Origin of the sequence: Paenibacillus sp. V4I9, assembly GCF_030817295.1 — a bacterium.
In the GTDB taxonomy this organism is placed as follows: domain Bacteria; phylum Bacillota; class Bacilli; order Paenibacillales; family NBRC-103111; genus Paenibacillus_E.
In genome coordinates, this window is sequence record NZ_JAUSZE010000001.1 from 167,844 (window position 1) to 184,122 (window position 16,279).

21 protein-coding genes are annotated in these 16,279 nt (G+C 37.0%); all 21 read left to right on the forward strand.

Annotation, left to right across the window (positions count from 1 at the left end; all coding sequences use genetic code 11):
- Nucleotides 1-14 precede the first annotated feature (14 nt).
- The 21 genes from essC (at nucleotide 15) to QFZ81_RS00840 (ending at nucleotide 16,122) form a co-directional block, all read left to right on the forward strand.
- Entirely contained in the window at nucleotides 15-4,625 is a 4,611-nt protein-coding gene (essC, locus tag QFZ81_RS00740) for a type VII secretion protein EssC (protein WP_307601024.1), read from the forward strand.
- The gene (locus QFZ81_RS00745) at nucleotides 4,618-4,869 is read left to right on the forward strand and encodes a methyltransferase (protein ID WP_307601026.1); all 252 of its coding nucleotides are present in this window, start codon (nucleotides 4,618-4,620) and stop codon (nucleotides 4,867-4,869) included. The genes essC and QFZ81_RS00745 overlap by 8 nt, the downstream gene beginning before the upstream one ends.
- A 29-nt stretch (nucleotides 4,870-4,898) precedes the next feature.
- Nucleotides 4,899-5,201: a WXG100 family type VII secretion target gene (locus QFZ81_RS00750; protein WP_307601028.1), complete on the forward strand. Its 303-nt coding sequence runs from the start codon at nucleotides 4,899-4,901 to the stop codon at nucleotides 5,199-5,201.
- Between the two features lie 21 nt (nucleotides 5,202-5,222).
- On the forward strand, nucleotides 5,223-5,534 hold the full coding sequence (locus tag QFZ81_RS00755; RefSeq protein ID WP_307601030.1) for a pore-forming ESAT-6 family protein: 312 nt from the start codon (nucleotides 5,223-5,225) through the stop codon (nucleotides 5,532-5,534).
- 93 nt (nucleotides 5,535-5,627) lie between these two features.
- On the forward strand, nucleotides 5,628-5,972 hold the full coding sequence (locus tag QFZ81_RS00760; RefSeq protein ID WP_307601032.1) for a hypothetical protein: 345 nt from the start codon (nucleotides 5,628-5,630) through the stop codon (nucleotides 5,970-5,972).
- Between the two features lie 12 nt (nucleotides 5,973-5,984).
- Entirely contained in the window at nucleotides 5,985-7,010 is a 1,026-nt protein-coding gene (locus QFZ81_RS00765; RefSeq protein ID WP_307601034.1) for a hypothetical protein, read from the forward strand.
- A gap of 23 nt (nucleotides 7,011-7,033) precedes the next feature.
- The gene (locus tag QFZ81_RS00770; protein WP_307601037.1) at nucleotides 7,034-7,801 is read left to right on the forward strand and encodes a hypothetical protein; all 768 of its coding nucleotides are present in this window, start codon (nucleotides 7,034-7,036) and stop codon (nucleotides 7,799-7,801) included.
- A 9-nt stretch (nucleotides 7,802-7,810) separates the two neighbouring features.
- Nucleotides 7,811-8,479 (forward strand): hypothetical protein, encoded by a 669-nt coding sequence (locus QFZ81_RS00775; protein WP_307601039.1) that lies wholly within the window; start codon nucleotides 7,811-7,813, stop codon nucleotides 8,477-8,479.
- Nucleotides 8,479-8,733: a DUF4176 domain-containing protein gene (locus QFZ81_RS00780; protein WP_307601041.1), complete on the forward strand. Its 255-nt coding sequence runs from the start codon at nucleotides 8,479-8,481 to the stop codon at nucleotides 8,731-8,733. Before QFZ81_RS00775 ends, QFZ81_RS00780 begins: the two co-directional genes overlap by 1 nt.
- A gap of 41 nt (nucleotides 8,734-8,774) precedes the next feature.
- Nucleotides 8,775-9,002 carry a hypothetical protein gene (locus tag QFZ81_RS00785; RefSeq protein ID WP_307601043.1) on the forward strand — a complete coding sequence of 76 codons (228 nt, stop codon included), beginning with the start codon at nucleotides 8,775-8,777 and terminating at the stop codon, nucleotides 9,000-9,002.
- A 1-nt stretch (nucleotide 9,003) separates the two neighbouring features.
- Complete coding sequence (locus tag QFZ81_RS00790; RefSeq protein ID WP_307601045.1) at nucleotides 9,004-9,315, forward strand: DUF5085 family protein; 312 nt, start codon at nucleotides 9,004-9,006, stop codon at nucleotides 9,313-9,315.
- Nucleotides 9,316-9,465: 150 nt separating this feature from the next.
- Nucleotides 9,466-11,031, forward strand: a complete 1,566-nt coding sequence (locus tag QFZ81_RS00795) for a hypothetical protein (protein ID WP_307601046.1) — start codon at nucleotides 9,466-9,468, stop codon at nucleotides 11,029-11,031.
- Between the two features lie 20 nt (nucleotides 11,032-11,051).
- Entirely contained in the window at nucleotides 11,052-11,450 is a 399-nt protein-coding gene (locus QFZ81_RS00800; protein WP_307601048.1) for a hypothetical protein, read from the forward strand.
- 93 nt (nucleotides 11,451-11,543) lie between these two features.
- Nucleotides 11,544-13,091 carry a glycohydrolase toxin TNT-related protein gene (locus QFZ81_RS00805; protein ID WP_307601050.1) on the forward strand — a complete coding sequence of 516 codons (1,548 nt, stop codon included), beginning with the start codon at nucleotides 11,544-11,546 and terminating at the stop codon, nucleotides 13,089-13,091.
- Nucleotides 13,092-13,105: 14 nt separating this feature from the next.
- Nucleotides 13,106-13,354, forward strand: a complete 249-nt coding sequence (locus QFZ81_RS00810; RefSeq protein WP_307601052.1) for a hypothetical protein — start codon at nucleotides 13,106-13,108, stop codon at nucleotides 13,352-13,354.
- 554 nt (nucleotides 13,355-13,908) lie between these two features.
- Entirely contained in the window at nucleotides 13,909-14,244 is a 336-nt protein-coding gene (locus QFZ81_RS00815) for a hypothetical protein (RefSeq protein ID WP_307601054.1), read from the forward strand.
- 26 nt (nucleotides 14,245-14,270) lie between these two features.
- Nucleotides 14,271-14,474, forward strand: coding sequence for a hypothetical protein (locus QFZ81_RS00820; protein WP_307601057.1), 204 nt, complete (start codon nucleotides 14,271-14,273; stop codon nucleotides 14,472-14,474).
- 398 nt (nucleotides 14,475-14,872) lie between these two features.
- Complete coding sequence (locus QFZ81_RS00825) at nucleotides 14,873-15,061, forward strand: hypothetical protein (RefSeq protein ID WP_307601059.1); 189 nt, start codon at nucleotides 14,873-14,875, stop codon at nucleotides 15,059-15,061.
- A gap of 14 nt (nucleotides 15,062-15,075) precedes the next feature.
- Nucleotides 15,076-15,330, forward strand: coding sequence for a hypothetical protein (locus tag QFZ81_RS00830; protein WP_307601061.1), 255 nt, complete (start codon nucleotides 15,076-15,078; stop codon nucleotides 15,328-15,330).
- A gap of 65 nt (nucleotides 15,331-15,395) precedes the next feature.
- Complete coding sequence (locus tag QFZ81_RS00835) at nucleotides 15,396-15,662, forward strand: stalk domain-containing protein (protein WP_307601062.1); 267 nt, start codon at nucleotides 15,396-15,398, stop codon at nucleotides 15,660-15,662.
- 25 nt (nucleotides 15,663-15,687) lie between these two features.
- Entirely contained in the window at nucleotides 15,688-16,122 is a 435-nt protein-coding gene (locus QFZ81_RS00840; protein ID WP_307601064.1) for a hypothetical protein, read from the forward strand.
- Nucleotides 16,123-16,279 lie beyond the last annotated feature (157 nt).

The following is a 16,279-nucleotide window of genomic DNA, read 5'->3' on the forward strand; positions in this document are numbered from 1 at the left end:
CGAGGAGTATGACCATGCAGCTTTCTTTACTCAAAGAAAATCTTCTATATACTTGCGTCTTGCCTGAGAAACCAAGGGGGCAGTATTGGGTTACCCATACAAATATTCATGGTTACGAAGAAAAAGTGATTAGTGTAGAAGGTGTTGAAGGTAATTGGGTACTAAAATCAAATAAGAATGCCAGTATACTAGATCACAATAATCAAAAAGTGAAAGAACTTATTTTAGAACCGTCGAGTGTAAATAGTATTGCATTGAAAAAAACTAAAGAAAATGCAGTTTTGTTTTCAGATCCGATTACCAGTGATCGGAAAATTTTCAAAAAATTAAATCTACCTACTTCTGGAACGATAACCATAGGCAGGGTAGAGAGCAGCGACATCCAGTACGCGCATAAATATACATCTTCCTTGCATGCAGAATTGATTGTCTCAGAGTCTAGCATCTTTATTCGAGATAATGATAGTTCTAACGGTACATTTGTAAATGGAGTTAGGGTTTCGAAAAAAATGCTGCTTCCAGGAGATATCATTTATCTGGTTGGTCTCAAAATTATCGTAGGCAAAGGCTATATTGCTATGAACAATCCTGACGGCCTAGTGATTTACAAGGACTCAATCTTTAACCCTTTTGTGAAACAAGTTCCGGTTCACTTATATGAAGATGAAGATGTAGTGGAGGAAGATCGTAAATTATTTTATCGTTCTCCTCGATTTAAGCGTGATATTGAAAAAGCAGAGATCAAGATAGATCCTCCCCCTACGCTTGGAAATATGGAGCAGATGCCATTGATGTTAATGTTAGGTCCTTCAATTACAATGGGCATAACGTCATTATTTATCGGAATGTTTACACTGCAAAACGTATTGAGTTCAGGTGGATCCGTGCTGAAGGCAGTACCTATGCTCATGATGTCATTTAGCATGCTGCTGGGTACTATCCTATGGCCGATACTTACACGAAGGCACGAGAAGAAGAAAAAGATTCAATATGAAAAATCAAGACAAGAAAAATATACCCAATATCTCAATGAAATTCGCCAACAAATTTTGGCGGAATCCGAACACCAGAGCCAAATATTACATGAAAATAATGTTCCCCTAGAGTATTGTGTCTCTAGAATTAAAATGCGCGAACGCAATCTGTGGGAAAGGACACGCAGACAAAATGATTTTGTGAAAGTAAGGCTTGGATTGGGCAGCGTACCTTTGGTAGTGGAAATGAAGTACCCTGAAAAAAGATTTGTCATGGATGACGATAATTTGCAAGAAGAGCTCCATAGACTAGCGGAGGCTCCCAAAGTTCTAGAGCACGTACCCATTTCTATCTCTTTAATTGATCAATGGATAAGTGGGGTTATTGGGAATAGGGAACGTGTTATTCAATTTATTAAAGGAACCATTCTACAGCTTGCAGCGCTCCATAGCTATGATGAGTTGAAGCTAGTGTTTATTTATGATCGTAAAGAACATGATATTTGGGATTATGTAAAGTGGCTGCCTCATGTTTGGAGTAATGATAAGACGGTTCGTTTTATCGCAACGAATGTGAATGAGGTTAAAGAGCTTTCAGCTTATTTTGAGAGTGAAATGGCCAACAGAGAACTGATTACTTCAGATGAAGAGTTAAAAGACATTACCCCTTATTATGTGGTTTTTTCCATGGATAAGCAGTTAGCTTTAAAAACAGACATGGTTCAGTCCTTATTGAAAAAGAAAAAAAATATTGGTTTTAGTTTAATCAATCTCTACGATGAATTAATGGATTTACCTAAAGAGTGTTCTTGGGTTATCGAATGCAATGGTGACGTGTCCAAAATTTATGATAAGAATGATACATCCGCTAAATCCACTGACTTCAGGGCAGATCGCTATGTAAACCAAGATGAGCTTGAAATTGCAGTATCCCTAGCCAATATTGAACTGGATTCATCCGACTCGACGTACGCGCTACCGAAAATGCTAACTTTTTTAGATATGTTTGGTGTAGGGAAAATAGAGCATCTGAATGCATTAACACGGTGGAAGGAAAATGACCCTACACTTTCCCTTGAAACGCCTATAGGCGTAGATCCATCTGGTGAGTTGTTTAATCTTGATTTACATGAGAAGTTTCATGGGCCGCATGGACTAATAGCCGGTATGACGGGATCAGGGAAAAGTGAATTTATCATGACTTTCATTCTTTCACTTGCCGTGAATTATCACCCACATGAAGTTGCCTTTATTCTAATCGATTACAAGGGTGGAGGAATGGCGAATGCCTTTTCTGAGCTCCCGCATCTGGCAGGGACGATTACTAACTTAGATGGAGCCTCCGTAAAGCGGTCTTTAATTTCGATTCAAAGTGAACTAAAACGCAGACAGTTTATTTTTAGTGAGACGAGCAAGCAATTAACCATTAGCAATATGGATATTTATAAATATCAGAAGCTTTTTCGTGAAGGTCTTGTAAGTGAACCGCTGCAGCATTTGTTCATCGTATCGGATGAGTTTGCAGAGTTAAAAACACAACAACCGGAATTTATGGCACAACTAGTCAGCGCGGCGCGCATAGGAAGAAGCTTAGGCGTCCACTTAATATTGGCTACGCAGAAACCTTCAGGAGTTGTGGATGATCAAATTTGGAGCAATAGCCGTTTTAGGATTTGTCTCAAGGTACAAGAGAAGGCTGACAGTATGGATATGATCAAGAAGCCTGATGCAGCAGAACTGTCCATTACGGGTCGATTCTATGTACAAGTAGGCTTCAATGAATTATTCGTGCTTGGACAATCCGCTTGGGGCGGTGCGCCCTATTATCCTTCCGATCGTCTTGAGAATCATAAAGAAACGCAGATTGAGGTTATCGACAATTTAGGGCGTATTGTGAAGCAGGTGAAGGCGGAGCAGCGCAATATGGTTCGTAATCCACCCAAACAAATCGATGAAGTCAATAAATATTTGGCAGCAATTGCAGAAGAAGAAGAGATCGTTGTTCGACCGCTGTGGTTAGATCCAATCCCGGAAATGATTTATCTAAAGCAATTAAATGATAAATACAGTTCCACTTCTACATCAGTTAGTGAATTGAATCCGATTATTGGCGAATTCGATGATCCCTTTAATCAGAGTCAAGTGGCCATGAGGTTTCCATTATCCCGAGATGGGAATGCAGTGATCTATGGTGCCGCCGGAAGTGGAAAAACGACGTTTTTGACCACATTAATGTATTCACTGATGTCGGAACATACACCTTCGGAGATCAATCTATATATCCTAGATTTTGCATCGGAGACGTTGAGAGCCTTTGCTTCTGCTCCCCATGCTGGAGACGTCCTGCTGTCGCATGAAACTGAAAAAATCAATAATTTATTCAAAATGCTATACAAGGAGATTGGAAGCAGGAAAAAGCTGTTTGCTGATTATGGCGGAGATTATCAGTCGTATAGGCAGGCTACCCATGCAGATTTGGCATCCATTATTGTCGTCATTCATAATTTCTCAGCGTTTACTGAAATATTTGATGATAAAGAAGAGGCGATTGCATACTTGACGCGTGAAGGATTGAAATATGGCATTTATTTTATCCTCACTGCATTGAATACAGGTGCGGTCAGATATCGGATTTTACAGAATTTCAAGCAATTATATGTGCTGCAGCTTAATGATACTTCCGACTATTCAAGTGTATTGGGTAATGTCGATGGGGTGTACCCTTCCAAATATAAAGGGAGGGGAATCTTTAAATCAGACCAGGTCTATGAGTTCCAAATTGCTCATGTACATGATGAACCGGAGCGTACATTTGAATTTGTGCGAGACTTCTGTAATCGATACGCAAAAACATGGATGCAGCCGACAGCTTCCAAAATCCCGATTCTACCTGAAATCGTGGATGTGGACTTTTTCGTGAATGAGCTCTCAAATAAACGAAATGCCTTGATTCCAATTGGTGTGGAGAAGCAAAGCTTGAAAGTATCTTATTTTGATTTTGAGCAGTCTTATATCAATCTGGTTTTATCGCAAAACAATGATAAGGTTTCCTTTCTTCAAGGACTAGCAGAAGTACTAGCGGCTAAAGATACTGCCGAAGTGCTTGTGATTGACCCTGAAACTAAATTTATTGCGGATGACAGGAAAAATTATACCTATGTCACCCCTAAAGAAGATCTGGAGCAAACCGTGATTGATTTGTTTAACACCCTTGTTATTCGAAACAATACGTATAAGGATGCTGTTGCTAATGGGGAGCCATTGCCGGCTTTCGATAAATTAACTTGCATCATATGTTCGTTATCTTCCTTATTCGTCCGTTTATCTGAGGACTCTAAGGATAAATTGAAAGTCTTACTTGAGAAGGGCGAAGTAGACTACAATGTGCTGCTAATCATTAGCGAAAGCGTCTCCTACATCTCCTCTGTTTCTTATGAAGGTTGGTTTAAAGCTAAAGCTTCATTAAAAGATGGCATTTGGCTGGGCAATGGTATTGCAGATCAATACCAGTTCAAATTAACCAAAACATCGAATGAACTGTATCAAGATGTAGGTGAGGGCTTTGGGTATGTATACCGACAAGGTTACGTCACTCTCATTAAGCAATTAACTTCTAAACAACATCAAATGGAGGTTGAGCTCGTTGGATAAAATTTTAGTTGAACTATTCGTTCCAGCCGTCAACCAAAGTTATGACGTTTATATTCCTTTCACGAGCAAGATGCATGAAATAGAAAAGCTGCTTACAAAGGCGATTACGGAGCTATCGGCCGGGTATTATGCCGTTTCAGAAAATACTGTCATTTGTGAGCGAACATCTGGATCTATTCTGGATATTAATTTATCAGCTCAGGAGCTAGGTTTACTTAACGGCTCCAAGCTGATGTTAATATAAATAATTGAATTTCGAGAGGAGCTAGGAAAATGGCTAACAAAATCGTAGTTGATCCAGCAAAACTGAAAGCAGCGGCAACTCAGATTGATGGGCAAGTAGGAGAGTACATTAAGCAGTATGGGCAATTGTTCAGTGAAGTGGAAAAGATGGGTGCAGCATGGCAAGGTATTGATAATGAAGCATTTGTTCGGCAAATTCTAGGGTTTAAGGATGATTTTGAACACATGAAAGATGTGTTGACTAATTATTCCACTTTTCTAAAAGACAGTTCTACGGAGTATACTAACACACAAAATGATAGGATTAACGAAGCAAAGAAATTAAGAAACTAATCATACAAGGAGGCATTTACTATGTCTATTGAGGGAATCAGTATTTCATTTACAGAAGTATCAACAACAGCACAATCGATCAAAAATATTAACGATATCTTATTTACCAGGCTTGAAGATATTAAGAAGGAAATGCTTAATTTAAAGAATACATGGCAAAGTGATGCATCGGGGACCATTCAAGGGAAATTTGAAGCCCTTGTACCACGCTTTGAAGAACATAAGACTATAGTAAATTCGTACGTGGATTTCTTAAATAAAACCGTTGAAAGTTATGAAACAAATGAAACTAAACTTAACAACAAAGCTGACAACTCCAGTCTATTTAAGTAAAAGTTTACAAACTTATGAGGGTATCCTGTTGCCCTTATAAGTTTTGCTTTTTCCGTATGTGACCGCAATTAATTAGAAAGGAAGGTGTAAGATTTGGGGATCAATATGGAGCAAGCAAGTTCCCAAGCAAGTCAAATCAGTCAATACGCATCAGTTCTGAGAGATATACAAAGAAGCATGGATTCTTTTAGAGGGAATCTCAATCATGTCTGGCAAGCAGAGGAAATGAACTACGTGAACAATGCCATCACCAGTATGATGCAGCAAATAGCAAGCTGTTCAAGTTCTCTTGATGCACTGAGCAGCGATATTTCCTCAACTGCTTGGGAAATCAAACGTGAAGAAGAAGCTAGAGAAGCAGCAGAGCGAGCTCGAGCAAGACAACTTATGGAGCAATTAGAGAGAGCTAAAAGCAGTATGAACAACCTATTCAAGTAGGAGGTTTATGAAATGTCCCAAATCAAAATAGATTTAGATGTTGCTACTAGTCTGAGCAAAGATATCGACCCTAATCTCTTGAAAATATCGAACATTAATGGGGGGTTAACTTCATTAGGGACTAGGATTGACTCGGGGGTTTCTGCCCGAAGAAACATCGGTTCGAGAATTAATAAGGCTTTGATTTCTGTTCATGAATTGGAATCTCGCTTGAAAGAATTACAGGTATTTATGAAACAATCGATTAATTGCTATGCTGTCGCAGAACAGAATTTAGCCAAAAAAGCATTATCTATTAGCAACATTGCAAAACCATCTGATATCAAGTCTCAAAATGCTAATGCTGCGAATGGGAATACGTGGTTTAAAGAAGTAAACGATTTTCTTACTAACGATGAAGTGGGACTTTATAAGGACGTATTAGAAAAATCCGCTTTATTTGGGTTTTCTAAATATTTTCACCTGCCTAGCTTTAAAATCGACGGTAGATACGTCAAGGTAATTAATAGTCCATACTATAAAGGTGGCGAAGGACTCGCGAGGCGCTATACACTTGACAATATTAAGGCTAATAGATATCCAAATGCGACAAAGCTATTCAATGTTAGTGAAAAACTTAAGAAGGTTGAAAAGTTTGGAAAAGGAATTTCGTATGTCTCAATGGCAGCCGTTGCAATTGAAGAGCTTACCGACGATAAAGCTCCAATTGAAAGGAAAATTAGTAACGCTGCTGTTGCAGTTGGAGAAGTTCTTGTAGCAGCTAAAGCAGGTGCCATGATAGGAGGCGCGATAGGCTCAGTCATTCCTGGGGCGGGAACAGCGGTTGGAGCTGTGGCTGGAGCAGCCATTGCAGTTGGTGCGACGTACATTGTGGATAAATTACTGAAATGGGAAGTATGGAATGGTAAAAATGGTGAAAAAAAATCAACTTTGGATGTTACAAAGGACGTTGTTGGTGATGTTGTAACAGGGGCTAGCCGATGGATTGGTGGATTATTTAATCGTAAGCCTGTGACAGGTGCAGCGATCGTTACATAATCCAATTAAAGTGTGGGGGAAAAATGATGTTATATCGTTTATCAGCGAAAGAAATAAACTTCTTATGTGTCGTTTTCCAGCATCCATTGCCTTTAATAGTAAGAGACCCATTTGAAATCTCTACAAAAAAGCAGATTCAAGAGGAGTGGGAGTTGTTTTGTGAAAAATTTACTGAAAAGGGGTTGTTTAAGACTGATACAGTGGGGGGAATTGAAGTAGATGAACAGTTGTCGCAAACGATGATGTGTTGTTTTGGGGCCGATATGATGATCTCCATTATTGAGAAAGAGCAAATAAACCATGTTTTTTATATCAACTCGGGTCAAAGGATGCTGCTAAGCAAAATTAACAATAATGAATACGATTTGCAACTGTATAAAAATGAAAATAAGTTTAATAACGAATTTTTAAGGGCGATTCATTGTAATCATACAAATAGTATCAAGGAGTCAGAACCATTTGTATTGGAAGTTCCTTTAAAACAATTTGAACGATTACTTGAATGGTATGATGGCCAAAAAAATAAAGAAATAGCAAACTTTTGTTTAGAAAATAGGGTGAATTATGACATATGCATGATGACTTTAAGAGATATTCATCTATCCAGCGGCGAAACGGTATTAACGGAACGGATAAATGATCCAGGTACTATATTAACGAAAATATCACACGAAAATGGCGTTGCCCGATTGGCCAAGAGTATTTATTCAGAAAATGGCGATCTTGTCACATTGATGCAGTGCGAAACATTGCGGTTGCCAAGTGTTGTAATAGATTTTATGAAAGGGTGAACATATATAATGAAAATAAAGTTACCCAGGCATCGCGCAGTCCATAATGATTCTTTAAAAAAGAATTTACTTATAATTAATATTGCCTTTTTTATTATGAATGCCTTTTTAACGTTTGGGAGTTCTCAGGATGCTTCAATGGTTCCTATTTGGTTATGGTATAGCTCGGTTACGATATTCGTTAGTAGTTTGGCAATGTTTATTTATGGTTTTTGGCTTCGAATAAGGTACATTTCTAAGTTTCAGTTGGGTTATTTTAGTGCAGTATTTTTGCTGCTAGTTAGTATTCAATTGTTCTTAACGGCAAATATTCAGTTCTCGGCTGATCAATCGACTGGTATAATTCATGAGCAAATAAATTACTTCCGGTTTTCAGCAATCGAATATTTATCAATAGTTATATTGGTATCATTACTTATTTATTATTTATCTTCACCTAAAATTCTTTTTAAAGAAATAAAAAATGAAAAAGTAACTTTTTGGGCTGTAGTAGGCGGAAGTTTTTTGGTGATTATTACGTTTATATTTATGCACATTATTAAGAAGATATATTTTGCACAGCCTCATCAAATGAAAGAGTCCTATGATTTTCTTATTGCTTCAGTTGGTATTGGATATTGTTCTATAAGCTTATTTATTCTAATGTATCGTACAAAAAAAAGAGGGGGAAGTAACTAATGGAAGCATATTTACCCTTAGGTTCTGTTGTGTTATTAAAGAATGGGAATAAAAGAGTAATGATTTATGGTCGTAAACAGCAGCAGATTACAACCAATCAAGTCTGGGACTATACTGGCTGCCTTTATCCCGAAGGAAACATAAATGAAGAATATATGTACCTTTTTAATCATAGTCAAATTGAGAAAATATATTTTATTGGTTTTCAGGATGAAGAAGAATTGGAATTTGCAAGAGAGAACCTATCAATTTAGTACAAGGGCTTGGCAACGGAAGGTTTAATGAAGTAGTAGATATGCCGGTAAATGACAAATATAGTTTTCATGCTCTGTGGAAGTTTGAGGATGGTTTGGTAATCAGGCATGCAGATTTAGATGAGGAAATCGATCCCTCCTATGAACTGCTACGTTTAGCAGCGGCATCCTTTGAATTAGAGTTACAAGAACCTTTCTACAACATTTATTTGGATGTTTATGGTACGGGTATCATCGATATTTATGCCCCCATCATGAAGGTGGTTTAGTATGATAAACGTATCAGATTCCATTCGATTTACTAATGTGATATCTAGAAAATTCCGTTTTCACTATAAAGAAATGAATGATCGGCTTGAAGGCTTTATGAAAGATATCATTCATCAAAATGCAACGATTAAAGGGCCATTATTTTATTCAATACTGAATGTGCCTACGGATGAAATGGTTCATGCAGAATTCTTTATGCCTGTTGAGGAGGATAGCATTACTCTTATGGAAGGCATGTATTTTCAGTATGGAAGATATAATTTCTGTGTGCATTTTTTCGGATTTCGAAAAAAATACGGAAGTGGGTTATAAGGTATTACAGATTACATAGAACACAATGAATGGCACCAAGTAACTCCGATATTCCATGTAGTTTTTGGTGATCAATCTTTACCATATCTGTTTGTTAAAATTGACGTTTCTCGAGATGAAGAATTTAGGGGGAAGTAGAGGTGGCGGAATTTGTCCCAAATCAAAATTGATCTGGATCTAGTAGAGAATCTAAATGGAAATGTGAAGCAAAACATTTATAAAATATCTAATGTGAGTAGCAGCGTATCATCCTTGACTTATCATGTGGATTCAGCGATTACGGCACGTAGAAATATTCGCTCCAGATTACAAAGAACTAGTCAGTCCTTGCGTGAACTGGAAACGAGATTAAAAGAGTTAAACTCATTTATCAAAAACTCAATCGATAGTTATAGTAGATCTGAAAATGATTTGAGCCGAAAAGCTCAAACGATAGGTGACCGTAAAGTAACTCTCGAAGAACTATTTACCAGCAAATCAGACCGTTATACGACAGAACAGCTCAATAACATCTGGAATCAACTGAGCGAAGATGATAGGAAAACGATATCGAAACAATTTTCAGAAAACTGGTTCAAACAAGTTCTCAAAGATATTGGAAATGATATTGCATACGCGGCGGAAACCTCTTGGGACAGTTTTGGGGAAATCGGAAATGACTTTTTGAACGGACTGCAAACAAGAGCGGATAAAGCGTTGGATTCACCTTATGACTTTATCAATTGGTTGACGATCGGTGCTTCGGGCGGTATCTATGAAGGAGCAAAAGACCGGGCCGATCATATGTGGGACTCGAGCTATGATTTCTTCAATTGGCTGACGGTCGGTGCGGTAGAGACGGTGGACGAGTCCTTTACACCAGACAAACCTTTATCCAAAGAACATTGGTTAGCGAGTCTGGGGGTAGTGAGTTTCCTATACGGTGGAGCGAAGGGACAATTGGGCGCCAAGGTGGGGAACGGTTTAACGGCCGAGGAAATCTCTGCGGGGTCTACAACGTTAACGCAATCAAGTGAGCAACTATCGTGGTTAGAGAGAAGTCAGGATAAATTAGGAATATCTTTCAAGGAAAGTCTTGATCCTATACTTAATAAGCACAATCTTACTTTGTCTGAGTTCAATGAATTAAGACTGAAATCTGCTGAACAGTTGTCGACGAAAGAAGTTGAAATGATTAAGGACATCCGGAGAAGTGTAGAGAGTCCCTCATACAATACCATTATGCAAAAAGTTCTTCCTGAAAACGCAAAAGGTTGGTTATTTGAAAGTCCTAAAGATGGAGGACAAATCAGATTAGGAGGATATGTTGCAAAGGCATTGGATACAAAGGCACTCCGAACATTTGATGGAATATATGAGGGCTTGAGGTTAGATTACGAGAGTAATCCATACATTGGGGGAGATACTGCTTTACTTGTGCGTTACAAAGCAGGAAATCCAAATGATTATAAAATCCCATTTGGAGGGAAGAATGCTGAGGCTGTAGACAGGATGACAAATGGTGATACAGCAAGTGATTTTATAGCAACTGAGCAAAAGTCACCTTTTACTGGAAATGGATTCACAGAGAGCAAGGATCATATTGTCCCTGAGTACAGGAATGATGCAAAAACACCGGTACAAGATGGAGCTGAACTTTATGAAATTACAAATCAGGGTGAACGTATAATAGGAGTTTACAATGCAAAAGTAAAAAGATTTATTGCAGTCAATTAAAAGAAACACGGAGGTTATTTATGCGAAATGGTGTATGGGCTTTATATCTAGGTAGAGAGTATGAAGTTATAGAACATAGTAATAACCATTATGAGTTATTTACAACAGACTCAGGAACGAGTGGCTTGGGTTTTGCTCTTGATAGCTCGGGCCTTTACTGCAAACATGTCACCAAGACTGAAATTCAATCAGCATATGATGTCAGATATTATGCAAGATACATGGATCTTGAATTCCCTGTATTTCAAGAAGAAGTGGATAAGTTGTTACTTGGAAGCGGAACGCATGGACCAAACATTATAAAGAAGTACGGCTTTATAGAAGTAGATCGATTTGAATATGAGAAGTGGGTAGAAAGAAGTGACATCGAGAAATTCTATGAAGTAAAAGTCCCTATGTGGGGTTTTCCTGCGCCATGAGTGATGGCGGAAATGAGCAATTCGAAATTAATCAATGGAGATACGTACTATAAATAAACAAAATACTCGCTGTACTCAGGAGGTGAGGCCATATTGTCACAAATCAAAATTGATATGGATGTAGTAGAGAATCTAAAAGGAAATGTGAATCAAAACATTTATAAATTATCTAATGTGAATAGCAGCGTATCATCCTTGACCTATCATGTGGATTCAGCGATTACAGCGCGTAGAAATATTCACTCCAGATTGCAAAGTACTAGTCAATCCTTGCGTGAACTGGAATCGAGATTAAAAGAGTTAAACTCATTTATTAAAAACTCTATCGATAGTTATAGTAGATCTGAAAAGGATTTGAGCCGTAAAGCTCTATCGATAGGTGACCGAAAAGTAACTCTCGAAGAACTATTTACCCGCAAATCAGACCGTTATACGACAGAACAACTCAACGAAATATGGAATCAATTGAGTGAAGATGATCGTAAAACGATATCAAAACAATTCTCTGAAAACTGGTTCAAACAAGTTCTCAAAGATATCGGAAATGATATTGCATACGCGGCGGAAACCTCTTGGGATAGTTTTGGGGAAATCGGAAATGACTTTTTGAATGGACTGCAAACAAGAGCGGATAAAGCGTTGGATTCACCTTATGACTTTATCAACTGGCTGACGATTGGTGCTTCGGGCGGTATCTATGAGGGGGCAAAAGACCGTGCCGATCATATGTGGGACTCGAGCTATGATTTCTTCAATTGGCTGACGGTCGGTGCGGTAGAGACGGTGGACGAGGCCTTTACACCGGACAAGCCCTTATCCAAGGAACATTGGTTAGCGAGTTTGGGGGTAGTGAGTTTCCTATACGGTGGAGCGAAGGGACAAATGGGCATCAAGGTGGGGAACGGTTTAACAGCCGAGGAAATCTCCGCGGGGTCTAAAACCTTGTCACAATCAAGTGTACCTTCGAGGATAGAGGGAAGTCAGGGTCCAGAAGTCATAGAGAGGACGGGTGATTTTGTAAGTGAACTACTAAAGAAATCGACATGCAATGCAGATGAGCTTACAGTTTATCTTAAGAAAATTGATTTATATAAGGGGACAAATTTTGCAGATGAATTTGCAACATCAGGTAAGTGGCCTGGCGATATTCAGATACCGAAAGACCCTAGCGTATTAAATGCTGACGGATCAATCAATTGGTCTGAAGTTCCAAAAGGAGGTTACGTATTGGATGGGAACGGAAATGCTATTAAAGAAGCATACTCACCTAATTTAGGAGATGTTATTGACAGATATGGACCACCAAATGGTAGATATATATCTCCAGTTATAGATTGTAAAACATATAATTATGACCAGAGGTCATTGCCTTATGTTGAGGATGCTTCAAAGTATTATCAGTACAAAGTTACAGGAGACTTCGATAATATAGAAACTTATGTAAATCATTGTACAGACACTAGCCTTAGGGAGAAAGTAACAACATATATGGAAGGTTATGATTTATCTTATAATGATTTAAAAATACAGAAAGGTGAAATTGCAAGTGGATTCGGTTCAATCGGTGGTGGAATTCAGTATGAATTACCTTTACCAGTGGGTATGTTAGAAGGCTTAGGGTTATTAGAGAAAATTAAATAGGGATGTGGATTAAAATGACCAGAGATAAAGCTATGGAGATTATGAAGGATGAAGAGATGAAACATTTTAATTGGTACGATGACCATGACATTAAACCAAATGAAGTTGGTATTAGAGAAAGGGCAAATAAATGGAATGTCTATACTTCTGATGAGAGAGCAAATCCTATATCTGAGAAAGAATTCCAATCTGAAAGCGAAGCGTTAGAAAACTTTATTAAACGATTGAGAGCAATAAATAAATTTAATAATAACTATAAATAAAGGCTCTTTCATGGTTTTTATTTTTGTGCGGGCTATCTCAGTATAAAATGAACCAATCATCATCAACAAAACAACATATATAACCCATGACATATTTGAATATCCTGAAATGCCTCCAATAGTTGACTCATGGGCCGATATGATGGAATTCAATCGGATTTGTAGAGACCTTGAAAAAAGCAGAGCTGGGGAAATTTATATGAGAAATGGAAGGTACGCAATTTATAAGAATAAGGAATATGAAGTGAGTCGGATAGATGCTGACAGATATAAACTAAGATCATATGATATTGCATCGCAAAATGAAGGATTTAACCGCCACTTTTCGGGGTGTTTTTGAAAATCGTATCGGCTATTGAAATCCAATCAGCATACGATGCTATGTACTATGCAAAATATAAGGCTCTTGAATTCCCTGTATTTCAAGAAAGATGATCAAGGAAAATAAAGTGTGTTAGTGGAAAATAAAGTTCGTTATCGAATGTCCACTTTGTAAACACCAATGAGTAATTGCAATGCGGGATATTTCTAAAACCAAAGGGGACTGATTTCATATGAAAATCGAAATTAAATCAATCGGTGCAAAAAGCATGTTTAAAACAACATTATATTTGGCAAGCGTTCCACTAGGGATAATGTTTCTTGTTGGAATTTTAGCTTTAATAATCGGGATAGCTTCAGGGAATTCAAAAAGTACTATGACTTTCATTCCACTTGTAGTAATGCCGTTTTTCATGATCATAGTATACGGATTAATAGGTATGTTAGTAAGCGCACTATATAATTTCTTTGCTAATAAATTTGGGGGACTTGAGTTATCAATTAACGTAAATAAAATAGAAGCACCACTCGAAAACAATCAGGAAATAGACAAGAGTAATAATACCTAGGTGATTCAGCAGAAGAAGTAGAATGCATGCTGGTTGTAGCAGATATATCACCAAAGATATATGAAGGAGATGACGAAATTACTTATATTATTTCTGATGAAGAAGTAGTTGTTGATCATATATTAGATCACAATGGAATTCCTATCTATGTTCATTTAGAAGAAAGTAATAAAATGACCGAGGAAGAATTTGATGCAATTTGGAATGATGAGAGTGATGAAGAAGATTAATGGGTTATGTTAAATGAAGGCATACAACGTGCGGCTACTCAAATGAGTTATTTCTGTTTTTTGCCTAAACGAGTCGCGGCGGTCGAATAACAAGCTCTCACAATGCAAATTAGTCGGATCGTTAAGCATTTGCCCCTGATTTGAACATAGTCTGTCCAGAAACACTGGAGATGATTCTTATCCTAACGAAATAACTTGAAAACTTAGTGGTTTTTAATGAGCTTCTATAGAGATATAGGAGCTTATCATAGAACAAACTAAGGAGGTACATTAGAAGAGATTGAATATAATCATAATTAAATATGAGAGCTTTCCACGAAAAGGAAATGCATTACCATATATAGAGAATAAGAATGCATATCATCAATATGAAGTCATTAGAGATTTCAGTGAATTAAGTGACAATTAAAAATTGTGAAGATATGGATTTAGTTGAGTTAATAAATGCAGATGCTTTGAGATATGGGATTGATTTAGATAATCTAAAAACTTATGGTGGAGAAATTGCTCTAGCATTTGATGCTATTGGAAGAGGAATACAATGGCAATATCTAAAAAAATTAGGTTTCTTAAAGGAAATTAAATAGAGGAGACGATTAAAATGCGCATAAATGAATTAGAGATAGAAATTAAAAAATTAGGTTTAGATAAATATAAATATAATCTGGGGAATATGCCTATGAAAGAATTAGAATTAGGTTTACTTAAGGAGTGTGAAAAGTGGATAGTTTACCAATCTTTTGAAAGAGGGGGATATAATATTATTAAAACATTTGATAATGAAGATGAAGCTTTCGATTTGATACTTTACTTTTTAAAGTTAGAAAAGAAGAAAGAAACAATGCTAAATTCATAAGTTAAATGAGAATGAGTTTTCAATAAAAGTATTAATTGAGAAACAATAAATAGGAGATGTCTACTATGACAACTAAAACAATCACAGCTTTAACAATTGCAGCTACTATCCTTGCATCCACTCTAGCACCTACAGTAACTTTCGCTTCACAGTCTTCTGACCTTCGTATGATTCCTGTAATCGTTAATGGTCAAAAAGTTAAGTTCCCTGATACAGAACCGTACATTGATGGTAATGGTAGCACTATGGTTCCTGTGCGTTTCGTAAGTGAAGTTTTGTCCTCAGAAGTTGTATGGGACGAAGGTGGTGGTCACTCAGTAAAAGCCTATTAGGTTTAATTCACTAGGAGGTATGAATTTGGTTACACTAAATAATTACTCAACTACAGGAACTTATATAATTATGGACTCTACTGGATATTCAATAGTTGAAAAAGATAAGGTAGAGCAAGCACGACAAGGCGTAGGTGGATTTAGTGAAGATGGGCAATTATTAGGTATTTATGTTGAGGCAAATGAAGGTTTCTTTTTATACAATGATAATAATTATAAAATAAATCCTGATAATATAATTTGTTCTAATATAAAGATTGATAATGGAGAGCGATGTTTTCGGATTGAAATAAATAATCAAGTTGTATGTGATATTACATATAAACCGTTTATAAGTCCTTTATTGTTAGCCTTTGAGGAAGACGAAGAAGAGTTTGATTTTTTATTATATCTTAGTAGCTTATTGTTAAATAAAGATACCATTTCATTTTATATTAGAGCCATGTCTAATATAAAATGAACTTATATGCCTGAATACATTTAATGGTGCTATTTTGAAATTCTGTCTTTGCGATTCAATTTTTACTCGTTGCGTAAAATACGCAAGTTTTCAATAAAAGTAGTAATTAAGAAACAATAAACACTCCGAAATTACTCAAGGGAGATGTCTACAATGG

What these genes read in the sequence shown, in the direction of transcription:
- QFZ81_RS00750 (WP_307601028.1), top strand. Translation starts at nt 4,899, where the DNA reads ATGGCTAACAAAATCGTAGTTGATCCAGCAAAACTGAAAGCAGCGGCA.
- QFZ81_RS00820 (WP_307601057.1), top strand. Translation starts at nt 14,271, where the DNA reads ATGCTGGTTGTAGCAGATATATCACCAAAGATATATGAAGGAGATGAC.
- QFZ81_RS00765 (WP_307601034.1), top strand. Translation starts at nt 5,985, where the DNA reads ATGTCCCAAATCAAAATAGATTTAGATGTTGCTACTAGTCTGAGCAAA.
- QFZ81_RS00830 (WP_307601061.1), top strand. Translation starts at nt 15,076, where the DNA reads ATGCGCATAAATGAATTAGAGATAGAAATTAAAAAATTAGGTTTAGAT.
- QFZ81_RS00770 (WP_307601037.1), top strand. Translation starts at nt 7,034, where the DNA reads ATGATGTTATATCGTTTATCAGCGAAAGAAATAAACTTCTTATGTGTC.
- QFZ81_RS00810 (WP_307601052.1), top strand. Translation starts at nt 13,106, where the DNA reads ATGACCAGAGATAAAGCTATGGAGATTATGAAGGATGAAGAGATGAAA.
- QFZ81_RS00835 (WP_307601062.1), top strand. Translation starts at nt 15,396, where the DNA reads ATGACAACTAAAACAATCACAGCTTTAACAATTGCAGCTACTATCCTT.
- QFZ81_RS00785 (WP_307601043.1), top strand. Translation starts at nt 8,775, where the DNA reads ATGCCGGTAAATGACAAATATAGTTTTCATGCTCTGTGGAAGTTTGAG.
- QFZ81_RS00790 (WP_307601045.1), top strand. Translation starts at nt 9,004, where the DNA reads ATGATAAACGTATCAGATTCCATTCGATTTACTAATGTGATATCTAGA.
- QFZ81_RS00775 (WP_307601039.1), top strand. Translation starts at nt 7,811, where the DNA reads ATGAAAATAAAGTTACCCAGGCATCGCGCAGTCCATAATGATTCTTTA.
- essC (WP_307601024.1), top strand. Translation starts at nt 15, where the DNA reads ATGCAGCTTTCTTTACTCAAAGAAAATCTTCTATATACTTGCGTCTTG.
- QFZ81_RS00755 (WP_307601030.1), top strand. Translation starts at nt 5,223, where the DNA reads ATGTCTATTGAGGGAATCAGTATTTCATTTACAGAAGTATCAACAACA.
- QFZ81_RS00800 (WP_307601048.1), top strand. Translation starts at nt 11,052, where the DNA reads ATGCGAAATGGTGTATGGGCTTTATATCTAGGTAGAGAGTATGAAGTT.
- QFZ81_RS00815 (WP_307601054.1), top strand. Translation starts at nt 13,909, where the DNA reads ATGAAAATCGAAATTAAATCAATCGGTGCAAAAAGCATGTTTAAAACA.
- QFZ81_RS00780 (WP_307601041.1), top strand. Translation starts at nt 8,479, where the DNA reads ATGGAAGCATATTTACCCTTAGGTTCTGTTGTGTTATTAAAGAATGGG.